General features: G+C 40.0%; 13 protein-coding genes. 7 read left to right on the top strand and 6 right to left on the bottom strand.

Features of this window, described 5'->3' with window-relative positions; genetic code table 11:
• The first annotated feature begins 9 nt into the window (after positions 1-9).
• The 3 genes from AC1M86_RS04035 to AC1M86_RS04025 all read left to right on the top strand — a co-directional run bounded on the left by AC1M86_RS04035 (position 10) and on the right by AC1M86_RS04025 (position 3,898).
• Positions 10-399: a hypothetical protein gene (locus AC1M86_RS04035; RefSeq protein WP_481607293.1), complete on the top strand. Its 390-nt coding sequence runs from the start codon at positions 10-12 to the stop codon at positions 397-399.
• A 475-nt stretch (positions 400-874) separates the two neighbouring features.
• Positions 875-2,893, top strand: a complete 2,019-nt coding sequence (locus tag AC1M86_RS04030; protein ID WP_481607292.1) for a CocE/NonD family hydrolase — start codon at positions 875-877, stop codon at positions 2,891-2,893.
• A gap of 372 nt (positions 2,894-3,265) precedes the next feature.
• Positions 3,266-3,898, top strand: coding sequence for a hypothetical protein (locus AC1M86_RS04025; RefSeq protein ID WP_481607291.1), 633 nt, complete (start codon positions 3,266-3,268; stop codon positions 3,896-3,898).
• 111 nt (positions 3,899-4,009) lie between these two features.
• On the opposite strand, the gene AC1M86_RS04020 is transcribed toward AC1M86_RS04025, so the two are convergent.
• The 3 genes from AC1M86_RS04020 to AC1M86_RS04010 form a co-directional block, all read right to left on the bottom strand.
• A complete protein-coding gene (locus AC1M86_RS04020) occupies positions 4,010-4,963 on the bottom strand; it encodes a 2-hydroxyacid dehydrogenase (RefSeq protein ID WP_180028624.1) in 954 nt (317 codons plus the stop codon).
• 70 nt (positions 4,964-5,033) lie between these two features.
• Positions 5,034-5,774: a TetR/AcrR family transcriptional regulator gene (locus AC1M86_RS04015; RefSeq protein WP_481607290.1), complete on the bottom strand. Its 741-nt coding sequence runs from the start codon at positions 5,772-5,774 to the stop codon at positions 5,034-5,036.
• A 303-nt stretch (positions 5,775-6,077) separates the two neighbouring features.
• Complete coding sequence (locus tag AC1M86_RS04010) at positions 6,078-7,340, bottom strand: hypothetical protein (protein ID WP_481607289.1); 1,263 nt, start codon at positions 7,338-7,340, stop codon at positions 6,078-6,080.
• Positions 7,341-7,461: 121 nt separating this feature from the next.
• Between AC1M86_RS04010 and AC1M86_RS04005 the strand changes: the two genes are divergently transcribed.
• Positions 7,462-8,235, top strand: a complete 774-nt coding sequence (locus AC1M86_RS04005) for a class I SAM-dependent methyltransferase (RefSeq protein WP_481607288.1) — start codon at positions 7,462-7,464, stop codon at positions 8,233-8,235.
• A gap of 52 nt (positions 8,236-8,287) precedes the next feature.
• Positions 8,288-8,863 carry a hypothetical protein gene (locus tag AC1M86_RS04000; RefSeq protein WP_481607287.1) on the top strand — a complete coding sequence of 192 codons (576 nt, stop codon included), beginning with the start codon at positions 8,288-8,290 and terminating at the stop codon, positions 8,861-8,863.
• Between the two features lie 49 nt (positions 8,864-8,912).
• Here AC1M86_RS04000 and AC1M86_RS03995 read toward each other — a convergent pair whose 3' ends face one another.
• Together AC1M86_RS03995 and AC1M86_RS03990 are read right to left on the bottom strand one after the other, a co-directional pair.
• Positions 8,913-9,350, bottom strand: a complete 438-nt coding sequence (locus tag AC1M86_RS03995) for a protease inhibitor I42 family protein (protein WP_481607286.1) — start codon at positions 9,348-9,350, stop codon at positions 8,913-8,915.
• Between the two features lie 79 nt (positions 9,351-9,429).
• The gene (locus AC1M86_RS03990) at positions 9,430-9,996 is read right to left on the bottom strand and encodes a hypothetical protein (protein WP_481607285.1); all 567 of its coding nucleotides are present in this window, start codon (positions 9,994-9,996) and stop codon (positions 9,430-9,432) included.
• 244 nt (positions 9,997-10,240) lie between these two features.
• On the opposite strand from AC1M86_RS03990, the gene AC1M86_RS03985 reads away from it, so the two are divergent.
• Positions 10,241-10,873 carry a class I SAM-dependent methyltransferase gene (locus AC1M86_RS03985; RefSeq protein WP_481607284.1) on the top strand — a complete coding sequence of 211 codons (633 nt, stop codon included), beginning with the start codon at positions 10,241-10,243 and terminating at the stop codon, positions 10,871-10,873.
• A 31-nt stretch (positions 10,874-10,904) separates the two neighbouring features.
• On the opposite strand, the gene AC1M86_RS03980 is transcribed toward AC1M86_RS03985, so the two are convergent.
• Positions 10,905-11,372: a Holliday junction resolvase-like protein gene (locus AC1M86_RS03980; protein ID WP_481587357.1), complete on the bottom strand. Its 468-nt coding sequence runs from the start codon at positions 11,370-11,372 to the stop codon at positions 10,905-10,907.
• Between the two features lie 132 nt (positions 11,373-11,504).
• On the opposite strand from AC1M86_RS03980, the gene AC1M86_RS03975 reads away from it, so the two are divergent.
• Positions 11,505-12,149, top strand: coding sequence for a ParA family protein (locus tag AC1M86_RS03975; RefSeq protein WP_179998757.1), 645 nt, complete (start codon positions 11,505-11,507; stop codon positions 12,147-12,149).
• The last annotated feature ends 48 nt before the right edge of the window (positions 12,150-12,197 follow it).

The raw sequence follows: 12,197 nt of genomic DNA, 5'->3' as shown, positions 1-12,197 counted from the left end.
AATATTCTTATGAAATTCCAAGGTACGGTATTTATTGCTCTTATTGTTTGTTTTGTTAGCGCTTGCTCAACTACACCCTCTAACCCCAACACCCCAATCGTTTTAGAGCAACACAAAAACATTGCTGTTGAGCCTGAAACCAAAGACAACTTAGCACGACTCATCAAACAAAAAAACAACTGCCTCATTGAATTTACAGGCAACTTTGAAACAGGTAAAGCCACTGAATACTGGTTCTTCCAAGGAGAGCAACTGGTTTCGGCTCATTCAAATTTAGATGCTGATGTCGAGAAAAAACAAACCGTATTTGATATTCAAGATTCGACGAAACAATCCAACTTTAACGCGCTAAAAAACCACTTTAAAGCGCAAAATCTTCAACAGTGTGAACATTTCTAAGACGCTAAAACACCATTCATCTGATCATTCGTAAACTACAAAAGCACAATTGGCTAAAATCAACTGTGCTTTTTTAATTGGAATGAAGCTACTTCGTGATTTCTTAATCACAGTTCCTGATTGGCATAAGTGCTCACATTCAACAATTTTCTATAGAAATCAGATAGAAGAAATATCTTCTAAATTATGATTAATTTATATACAGTTGTATTTTTTAAACTGACCCAATCAATATTTTTTTATATTAAAAATAAAATACTTAATCAAAACATCATTGCCAATCCGACAAACAGCAAGACCCCAACTTGTTAGTTAAACTAAACAGTGATACAACATCAAAGCCTAATCTGAATTATCTTTTTTGATCAGATTAGGAGACATAAAAATAAAATGAATGGAACGATTTGGCTTTATGCATATTTCATTCTTAACTCAAGCACGACTACAAAAATGAAAAACAAAAAGGAATTATGTAATGAAATTGCTAAATTCTTTCTATGCTGCTGTTGGCATCGGTGTCACGATACTTGCGACCACCATCGGCATAGCAAATAAAACAATTAATCCAACACCAAATGTGACACCAGACTTAAGCTATTTAAGTCCTCAACCCGACCCCGTGACCTCCCCAGATGTCACGCTCCCAGGTACTCCCGTTGCATTAAAAAACACCCGACTCGGAACTAGACAATCTCCGAGTCAACCTCAAGTCCCATTACTTTCCAATGCCAATGCTCAATGGCAATTGTATGATCGACCTGCTGAATATCCTAAGTCGGTGACCTTGCCAGCACAGTGGATTACCATGCGTGATGGAACGCGAATCGCCACTTATGTCACGCTCCCTGCGGATGAGTCAGGTCGTCCTATCAATGCAAAATTCCCTGTGATTGTTATTCAAACGGCTTATAGTGCAGGGGTTGCAGGTAAGGTTTCAGCAATAGCAGGTGGTGCAGACCCTGAAATGGTGAAACGTGGCTACGCAACAGTCGTTGCAGATGTTCGTGGAACAGGTAACTCTACGGGTAAATGGGAAGCTTTTGGCAAAGTCGAACAACAAGATGCTTATGAAATTATTGACTGGTCAAGCAAACAAAGCTTCTCTGATGGAAATGTCGGCTTATATGGTGTTTCTTATTTAGGAATCACGGCGATGCTGGGTGCAGCGACACAACATCCAGCAATCAAGGCAGCGTTCCCAATCGTACCTATGGGTGATGCGTACCGCGATATTCTTTTCAATGGCGGACAGCTGAATACGAACTTCATTCCACTTTGGATGAGTTTAATTACACTGTTGGGTACTTTACCGATTGATACCTTGGTGCAAGATCCGATTACTGGAAAACTGACCGCACTCGATAAAATTATTAACAGTACAGAATTCCAAATACCGCTTTTTGCCAATGCTCTAAAAGGCAAAGCTGATGCATTTGATAATGACTTTTGGCAAGAAAGATCGCTGTTAGAACAAGCCAATTATATTAAAGTTCCGACTTTTATTGTCGGGGGAACACGTGATTTGTTCCAACGCAGTGAACCGCTTTGGCATGAAGCATTAAAAGGTCATACCACAGTAAAAACCTTTATTGGCCCTTGGGCACACATTCAAGCCGCACAACTTTTCCCAAGTTTGCCTAAAGGTAATGTACCGCGTTTAGACAAAATGCAACTTCAATGGTTTGATCAATATTTAAAAGGTATCAACACTGGCGCTGAAACTCTACCTAACGTCACACAATGGGTACATGGTTATGAAGATTATGTCGTCAGTACGGATTGGCCGCATGTAGCATTAGAACCAGATCGTTTATTCTTAAATACACGTGGAAATCTTGCAAAAGATCGACCAACGTCAAGCTCTGGTGAAAACTACTTATTACAAGCCCCAACTTTCGGTTTATGCTCAAGTACTATTGAACAAGTTCTCATTGGTGCAACGTCTATCCTACCTTTCCCATGTCTGGAAAATAGCAACTTAGCGAATATTCCTGCTTCGGTCTTTAACTCAGTACCTTTAACTGAAGACTATTATTTAAATGGGCCGATGCAAGCTGACTTGTGGATTTCATCCAGCTCTAAAGACAGTGGTTTAGTCGTACGTGTATCCGATGTGGACCCAAGAACGGGCAATGCTAAAACATTAAGCACGGGTATTATCACAGCGTCCATGCGTAAAGTTGACGAATCACGTTCTCGTTATATCAAAGGACAAATGATTCAACCTTGGCATACATTTAAAGCATCGGATATTCAGCCTTTAGACAAAAACAAGCCAGTCTTGGTCAATGTTGAGATTCCAGCAACTGCTGCGCTTATTCCTAAAGGACATCGTATTCAAATTTCGGTGGTTTCCAGTGATGTATGGAAAGGCGTTGCCCCATTACCAAGTTTAACTTCATCGCTTTTGGGATCGATTTCGATCTATTCGAATTCACAATACCCATCAAGCGTGGTTTTACCAAAAGTCCCGACTCAATATCTGAAGCATTGATTTTTAGATTTCTTATAGACAGCGTCTGAGCATGAATCCATGCTCAGACTTTTTATGTTGAATATATTGGTTTGATCAACACCTGTCTTAGAATCGGAGGATAAACTTTACTTTTAATTTTATTGTCCACGATCCAATGCACACAATGTAGTGTTGTATCCTAAAAGCCTTTAAGCGATGCAAGATGAATAAAAATTGTAGCTTTAATCATTAAAACTGCCGAAGCACAACGTTACAGATACATTTCAACATTGAAACAGCCCCATCGCTCATGTAGTTTGCTTGGAAACTGATAAAAAATTCAAAAGTTTTGTACAGATGAGGCGATTGAGTCACAGCGCCACCCATACAGAACTGAGAAGAGGATCCTTCATGAACATAATGAAAACGATGCTGGTAAGTTGCATTACGCTATGCTCAGCAACTACATTTGCTCAAGACTCTACTTTAACAGGCAACAATCCTGCTTACGGTGACAATCCAAATTTAGCCAAAGTACTTGCAGTCAAAGCACAAGAGACTTTGCAAAATACAGCCAACACCGTTGATGATGCGACCAAGCGTGGTATTGCTAAAATCAAACCATCCGTCGATTCAGCTTGGCAAAACACCAAAGAATTCACCAATGAAAAAGCGATTGCATTACGTGACGGTGCTCGTCAAGGCGTGGATACAACTGTTAAATCTGTGCAGCATGTTAAACAGAACCTCGTCGGAGCAGGTGGTGTTCCCATCGAAAGAGGCAGTTTGAGTCAACCCAACCCAACGACAGCACCTGCTGTCACAGCCTCCCCTGCTCCAACTACTGCATCGGTCGCTTTACCCGTTCAAGAAAATTCAGTCAACCTTGAAACTGCGCAATCAGCCAACACCACGCTAGCAAGTCAAAATCAAGCACCTGAAGCAGAACCGACCATTCAGCGTCAAAGTGTTGCTTTACCTAATAGTGGAGCTACCACCTCTAGTCCAGCTGTAGATGACAGTGATGCAGGTGTCCCACGTTAAACCCTGTCGTTTTATTCAAACCTAAGTGGAGTTTATTTATTAGGTTGAGTTTATTTATATCTCTTCAAGAAAAAAGGTGCTTCTCACAGTACCTTTTTTTATCGCTTAACTTCAGTTGACTTGACGGATCGGTTGACCCGCTTTAAATGCAGCTGCGTTTTCCTGTACTTGTTGCACAATGCGTTGACGTGCTTCAACGCTTCCCCATGCGCTGTGTGGTGTAATAATGAGATTAGGGATATCCGAATTCAATAACACATTGCCTTGCTGAGGCGGTTCTATACTCAATACATCAGTCGCTGCCCCTGCGATTCTCCGATTGATTAGTGCTTCCGCCAATGCTTGTTCATTCACAATGCCACCACGAGCACAATTAATTAAATATGCACTTTCTTTCATTAGACTGAATGCTTCTGCATCAATTAAGTCGCGTGTTGTTTCAGTCAATGGACAATGTAAGCTAATAAAGTCTGATTGACGCAGCAAGCTTTCTAAACTGACACGATCAGCGGCTGCAGGTCGTCCTGGTAAATGAGCCACAATCACCTTCATACCAAAGGCTTCAGCCAATTTCGCTACGGCTTGACCAAGTTCACCATAGCCCAAAATCCCTAAGGTCTTACCATTCAATTCAGCAATGGGGAAATCTAATAAACAGAATTGTGATGCTTTATTCCATTCACCCGCACGAACTGCACGATCATATTGAATAAAAGACGTTGCCAAGTTGAGCATCAACATCATGGTATGTTGAGCTACAGCGGCAGTACCATATGCCTGACAGTTACATACCACAATGTTTTGAGCTTTTGCTTGGATTAAATCGACATTATTGGTGCCTGTGGCTGAAATTAAAATTAATTTAAGCTGCGGTCGTTGTTGCATCATGTCTGCCGTAATCACCACTTTATTGGTCACCACCACATCTACATCCGCAATGCGTTCAAGCACTTGATCTGGATCAGTACGCTCAAAGAATGTTACCTCATCAAAGACTTGGTACCACCCCGAAAAATCTAAATCATTCTGATCGAGAGAGAATTGATCCAAAAAAACAGCTTTCACGTTGAACCTCAGCAATATTGATCTGCATTTCGACTGCAAGATTTTCATGATAATTCAACTGATTGTAAGCTTAATTGTAGGTCAACAATAGCTGATTTGACTGTTTTTTTGTCTCAGATTGCGTCGTTGCTGCACGCTGTGCTTTTAGGGAAAATTGATCTTCTTTCAGCGCATTTAAATATGCCGTTGCCAAACGATACGCTTCTTCACAAATACGTTCAGAAATCCGATCTTCTGTGTAATAACCATGTTTCATACAAGTAAAGATCATTTCAATAATGATCAACATACTGTCAGGTTGTTGCGGTAAATAATCATCTACCCGAATTGTTTTAAGTGCATCTCTTAAATCTTGACTGAACTGTTTGAGTTCCATTTGATGACGTAAATATACTTGTCGGTTCAGTGGTCCTGATAAAATCAATAATCGGGCCACAGCAGATTCATTATAAAACTTGGCAGTGGTCTCAATCACAGCTGCAGCCACCATTCGACCATAAGCCGACATACTTTCGTGCGGATGTTCTCGTATGACGTTTAAACCAGCTTCCTTAAGCAAGCTTACCAGTTTCTGCAAATGCAACTGTGCCATATGATGCAACAGATCATATTTTGTCGGAAAGAACTGATAAATACTGGCTCTTGGAATGTTTGAAGCATTGGCAATTTCGGGAATTGAAATTGACTCTAAGCCCATTTTAACTAAAAGTTTTTCAGCAGTTTGAATCACCTGCATAACACGGCGATGTGTACGCGATTGTTTTGGAGGATTCATTCCTGTTTCAGTTTTTACAATTTTCTTTTTATTCATCTGTCCCACCTAAATTCCATTTATATGGGTTTTTGTGCTCAAGTAGACACGTCAAAGATGCATGAATATTCCGATATTCATAAATACATCATCATTTGAATCATTCAAATTCGTTATATATTGCCTGATCTTAACAATGAAACAGAGTCATTCCATCGCTTTAGTTACAAAATAAACACGGGTAAATTTTAAACAATATCGCTTTTTACGACAGATTGAGATCTATCACACACTCTATATTTTTTACTTAAAGATAAAAAAAGCGCCGAAGCGCTTTGATCAATTGCTATGAAAAATTCAGCCTTACTCCACTGAAAATTTTTCTGCCTCACCAACAGTGTCTGATTCAAAAATACAGTTTCCTAACTCATCGCAGTGCATATAGAGATGCTTATAACTGATACTAAAGAAACCTTCGCCCTTTTTCACAATCAAAGGGCTCATATCCGCACTCAGCGCATCATCCATTTTGATCAATTTGGTAACACGGCGATCATTCATACAAATGAGATAGTGCTGTTTTTTAATTTCAATCTGGGCCAATCCAGTACTTTCCACATGTAATGGAATAATATACTTACCATTAATATCAATCACATGTTGTTCATAGCTTTCTAGTTTTTGGGTGATCACGTTAAAGACCAACACTTTGCCAAAGCTGTCATGAAGTTGTGTTTTATTTTCAAACGGCAAATGAATCGAAATACCGAGCTTTTGTAGATCTTGTTCATCTACTCGTTTGTTGGTCAGTAAAATACGGGTAATCGTCTGTTTAAGACTGGCATCAAAAAAGCTACTGTCTAGTTGTAGATCGATGGTTTTTAAAATATTACCTAATGCTTCATTGTGGGTGCCAAGCAGATGTGCGATCACGCTTCGATAGTAAAATTTACTGTTCTTTTTAACTGCTCGAATCTGGCGATAAAAGTAAGTTGCATCAAATTCATGTTCAATAAAATCATGCAATAACGCAGAATTTGCTAATACAGCAACCGCATCATGACCCGTATAAGGTAAATGAAGTGTATTGAGTTGAGGAATAAGTGGCTTAATCTTTTCATAATGCTCGCGATCCAGATCAAAGTAAGGATCATAAACCACGATATATTCTGCATTGCACGCAATATCTGTAGCGGCAATTTGCATGTCAGCATTGACCTTAGGATCGTAAAAATCAGTATAACGGCGGTCTTCAATTTCAGCAGGATTAATTGAATATTGCGGCACCATTGAAACCACACGTGCTGCGCCCAATAACTTACTGTACTTAATCGCTGCGTAGCCGCCCATAGAACCACCATAAGCCACGACACGCTGAAATTGATTCAACAAAGGCGATATTTGCTCGATCAAAGCTTGCATGCTCTGTGATGGGAACCATGACTTTTGTTTTGGCATGACACCTATGACATTGTAGTCATATTTGGCTAAGGATTTTTCAGCATTAATGGCATTGCCTTTGGCACGACTGATCAAGTCACCAAAAGAGAGAACCAATGTTTCTGTTGTTCCTTTTAAATAAATTGCTCTGATGTGTTCGTCTTCAAATACTATTTGCTTATCCATTGCAATTCCAAAAAAGGGTTCTCATCATCTGGTTTGCAAAATGAATCAATCGTTCACTTGCTTACATCACATTGTCGGTGTCATATTTTATAGATACTGTTCAGATTAAAAAGCGCAAAATATGACACATTCACTTCATCCTGCTGCTGAAAATGGGTTTAGTTCTGCGGCTGAACTTTATCAACAAGTCCGACCAAATTATCCACAGGCTATCGTCACCTGGTTGAAAGATGAGTTGAATATTCATCCTGATGCAGTTGCGATTGACTTAGGTTCAGGGACAGGAAAATTCCTGCACTATCTAAAACAAGTCACCTCGAACATAATCGCTGTCGAACCGATTCCAGCAATGCTGGAACAATTGAAAATAGTACATCCTGAGGTGAAGACACTACAAGCATCAAGCCATCAAATTGCGCAATCAACGCATAGTGTTGATGCTATTTTATGCGCACAGTCATTTCATTGGTTTGCTGAACGCCAAACATTGCAAGAAATGCATCGCCTTCTTAAACCTCAAGGACATTTAGGTCTAGTCTGGAACCAACGAGATATCTCAGTGGATTGGGTCAAAGCATTGGCAGATTACATCGCACCTTTTGAGTCCGATACGCCACGCTTTCACAGCAACCAATGGCAAAATGTATTTCAGCAGCAAGAATTTTTTGAATACCAAAGTTTAAGCACCTTCACTCAGTATCAAGTCGGTAGTGTTGAACAGGTCGTCAGCAAACGACTCCTATCTACCAGTTTTATTGCGGCAATGTCAGCAGCAGACCAAGCACAAATGAAAACAGTATTTGAATCGATCGTATTTGAACATACGGGACTCATGCCCCATGATGAGGTTTCCTTTCCTTATATCACTTATGCCTATCACTATCGTGCGCGATAAACTAAACTTAATCTCGATCATTCATTAAAAAACCAACAGAGGTTTGACTCTCATGACGGCAAATCTTCACCCTATTCGACTTTCGATATTTGCACTCTGCTTGAGTATGCCTTTCATGCTCATTGGATGCCAAAAAACAGAACAAAACCCTCAGACCGAACAAAAAGAATCCGTTGATCCATCTGTTGAATTGAAAACACAAATTGAAGCACAGCCGATCAAATCGTTTGAATCCACTCTAAATGACGCACATGACGTTGCTTTGCTGAATCAATATGATCAAAGTTTTGAGCAATTAAGTGATGAGCTAGACGCAGAACTTCAGCAATTAAAAGCAGATGGCAATTTAAATGCGGATATGGAGTTTCAGCGTAAACGAGATCTCATTCAGTCCTCCCTCAATATGTTGAAAGACTTAGATCTTAAGACGGAACAAGGTAGATATATTCAAGGCTTATTTTATCAATACTGGGAAAATCAGATTGAGGTCTATCAAGAGCTCGAACAGTCTCCCGAAGATGAGCTTCGAAATCCTAAAGATGCAATTCGAAATATGAGTGATTATTATACTGCGAAAGCCCAACTCCAACATTGGAGTCAAAATACTAGTGTCACGAAAGAACAATAGCGTACATAGTAAAAGTACAGCACAATTTTAGAAACGGTCTTCTGCCTGCTTAAGAAATACGTACTCGACATTGCCACGATGTTGGGGCATCTGTTTGAGTACGGTCTTGAGCAACTTCCCAAGGTCGCACATACGCCAATTCAATGAGTTCCTGACCAGGATTTAGCGCAGTCAGCTTCACTGTCTTTTCACCTCCAACGCCTACCATCGCTTTTGATTTTTCAGTCGCCAAATATTGTTCTTCAACTTTAAAGAGATGAAGCGGTTGCATAATTTGCCATTGATAACCCGTACTTGGATTTTCTGCTGCATTAAATTCTAAGGTTTCACCCACTTTCATCACCAATAGTGCAGGACAATTTTGCTGATCAGTATAGTGATGGGACTCCGCTTGCACTTCAGAGACTGGATTTTGACATGCGGCAAGACTACTCCCGAGTACGCCAATACATAAACTTATCCATAAGGATGTCTTGCCAACGCTCATGATCCACACTCTCTCATTTCTCTAATGATGAAGACTTTGAGCTGAAAGTCATTTCAAACTCATCAATCTCAAATCCTGTTTAAATATTGCGCTTTTCTAACCATTCAATTGATTCGACGCGAATTAATTTGCATGCACCATCGCCGATACCATTCCAATCCAAAGCTGACTTCCACACCAAATCTTTGGCATTAATTTGCACCAATTCCCCTTCTAAGCGCACCAGATCACCGCGTTGAACTTTCTTAATCTCTTTCGCAATTTCTGGATTAGCCGGGATAATGTGCATGTTACTCACCAACTGTGTTGCTAAGCGTGGGTGAATCGGTGGTTTTGCCATTTTCCAATTTAAGTAGCGGTCATACTGATTAATCGAAATTTGTCGTGCAATTTCAGGTTCTGTGAAAATACCGCGGGTCACGGCATAGTCGATGGGTGAAAATTGGGCTTGCGGATCATCGGTATATTCTTTTGAACCAAGAATACGAAATTCCCCTTCAAAAGGTTCCAGTACCGAAATTTTTTGATCTGCCGAAGCTGGGGGCAAACCATTGGCAATATTAAAGTCGCTCGACTTCACACTGGTAGAGCTATAAGCCGAAACACCACCAAGGGCGATACATAATGCGAGAACTAACTTTTTCAACAGACATCCATCCTTCTTGCTAAGTATCAAAAACAACCCAACCGCAGCACATACATCTACTCTGGACAACATCCGACTGAATTGTATTTAACCTACATCTATATGATCTATCTTAGAACTTCATTCTGAAAAGGAAATTGATGAACAGTAACAATCTATCGTGATTTAGTCACAATTTTGTCTACTGTTAAAAGTGTATTCAACGTGTAAAATAATCAAATAATGGAAGATGTTAAGAACAAAAATGATTTATAAATTTTATCAGCAACGAGTATTCCCTCATATTCTGAATCAAGTCATGCAGTTACCAAGTATGATGGATAGCAGACGCCGTCTTCTGCTTCCGATTCAAGGTGAGGTATTAGAAATTGGTTTTGGTACAGGAATTAACCTGCCATTTTATCAAGCTGTGGACAGTCTCTATGCGCTTGAACCGAGTTTAGATGTATACAAATTAGCTGAACAGCGTATTCAAGATGCACCGTTCCATGTGGAACATGTTCATGCTAAAGCGGAAAATTTACCTTTTGAAGATCAATCTATTCAACATGTCGTCAGCACATGGACATTGTGTAGTGTGAGTCATGTTCAACAAGTTCTAAATGAAATTAAACGTGTATTACGTATCGGTGGCACTTTGCATTTGGTTGAACATGTCGCTTACGATGCACAACAGCAAAAGAGTTTAAAGCGTCTTCAAGATCTTTTAACGCCAGTACAGAAAGTGATTGCTGATGGTTGTCATTTGAACAGAAATATCGAGCAAGCACTGCTTGATGCTGGCTTTGAGATTTCTGAACTCGATTATTTCGAAGCAGAAGAAGTGCCCAAAGTAGGTCGTCGCATGATGCTTGCTCGCGCGACTAAAACCAACTGATCACTTCTAAGTAGTGGATTATTGATCCAAGCTAGTCTTGAAAGTCGATACGGATCGTCTCAAAACGCACACGCCCTTCGGCAATTGCATTCGCAATTGCCATCTGACCTTTGGTGAGCCGTGCTCCACCACTTTTAATATCAATCAATACAACTTCAATATCTTCTGCTGCGCCATCACCATCACGGAAATCTGTATATCCATCAAATACCACATAGTCGACAGGATCACCTAAGAATTTAGCATCACTGGGTAAATATTGAAATTCTGGCATAATCGGTGCTAATTGTTCAGCCATTTTACCTTTCAGTACCGCACGACTGGTATTTACACTGCGTTTTTGAGCAGCAGCTAATGCGTGTTGATGCTCAAGTTCAAGCTCTGCAATATATTGTTCATATTCTGCTTTAATACGGCCATTGCGGGTTGAGCTCAACATCATTGTGGTGATTACCACGCCAATACCGGCGCCTATTAACATTGCCATCCAAATGGACATTGACGTTCTCTATGACTTGTTATGCGGACAATTTAAACAAGAACTAAACTTTTGTCATGTATGCGCGTTTTGGCTGATTTTAATGCTAAGCTAAGATTAGACCTTATTTGAAGCATGTATAATTTTAAACTCATGAAAACGATACTGATTGCCAACCAAAAAGGTGGCTGTGGAAAAACAATTTCTGCGATTACGCTGGCGACAGCACTCGCACAGAAAGGTTATAAAGTTGCATTGGCGGATGCGGACAATCAAAAATCTGCATTACAATGGTTAAAGCAGCGCCCAGAATCAGCAACACACATTCAAAGTTTAGATTGGCGCCATGAAAAATCGATTGGTGATGCACCGAAGAATCTTGATTATCTGATTATTGATGCTCCAGGTGCATTAACAGGCGAACACGCAGAACAATTAATTGCAGAATGTCATGCAGTGGTCACACCTCTGCAACCTTCTTTTTTTGATATCGACAGCACGCGTCGCTTCTTAAAACACATCCATGACATTAAACGTATTCGGAAAGGTAAAGTTCAAGTTCATTTGGTGGCAAATCGTGTCAAACCAAATAGTCAGAGTGCTCAAGAGATCCAACAGTTCTTTACCAAGATTGATCAACAACCTGTTGCTTGGATTTCTGAACGAACAGCTTATGGTCAATTGGCGATGCAGGGTCTCAACATTTTTGATAAAAATCAAAAAACTTATTTATCAATACAACAACAATGGCAACCCTTGTTAGATGTTTTAATTGATGATCCAAGTGATTGGTTCTAAATAAAGAATCCAGATTGTCGTCGCACTTTTTTTTCATTTTCATATATG

The sequence above is a fragment of the Acinetobacter sp. ANC_7654 genome, assembly GCF_056779855.1.
Note: the sequence above shows the minus strand (reverse complement) of the source record. Positions and strands in the feature narration are given on the sequence as shown.

Bases quoted from the DNA above. Each gene is read 5' to 3' on its own strand.
- AC1M86_RS04035 (WP_481607293.1), top strand. From the start codon at position 10: ATGAAATTCCAAGGTACGGTATTTATTGCTCTTATTGTTTGTTTTGTT.
- AC1M86_RS04030 (WP_481607292.1), top strand. From the start codon at position 875: ATGAAATTGCTAAATTCTTTCTATGCTGCTGTTGGCATCGGTGTCACG.
- AC1M86_RS04025 (WP_481607291.1), top strand. From the start codon at position 3,266: ATGAACATAATGAAAACGATGCTGGTAAGTTGCATTACGCTATGCTCA.
- AC1M86_RS04015 (WP_481607290.1), bottom strand. From the start codon at position 5,774: ATGAATAAAAAGAAAATTGTAAAAACTGAAACAGGAATGAATCCTCCA.
- AC1M86_RS04010 (WP_481607289.1), bottom strand. From the start codon at position 7,340: ATGGATAAGCAAATAGTATTTGAAGACGAACACATCAGAGCAATTTAT.
- AC1M86_RS04005 (WP_481607288.1), top strand. From the start codon at position 7,462: ATGACACATTCACTTCATCCTGCTGCTGAAAATGGGTTTAGTTCTGCG.
- AC1M86_RS04000 (WP_481607287.1), top strand. From the start codon at position 8,288: ATGACGGCAAATCTTCACCCTATTCGACTTTCGATATTTGCACTCTGC.
- AC1M86_RS03995 (WP_481607286.1), bottom strand. From the start codon at position 9,350: ATGAGCGTTGGCAAGACATCCTTATGGATAAGTTTATGTATTGGCGTA.
- AC1M86_RS03985 (WP_481607284.1), top strand. From the start codon at position 10,241: ATGATTTATAAATTTTATCAGCAACGAGTATTCCCTCATATTCTGAAT.
- AC1M86_RS03980 (WP_481587357.1), bottom strand. From the start codon at position 11,372: ATGTCCATTTGGATGGCAATGTTAATAGGCGCCGGTATTGGCGTGGTA.
- AC1M86_RS03975 (WP_179998757.1), top strand. From the start codon at position 11,505: ATGAAAACGATACTGATTGCCAACCAAAAAGGTGGCTGTGGAAAAACA.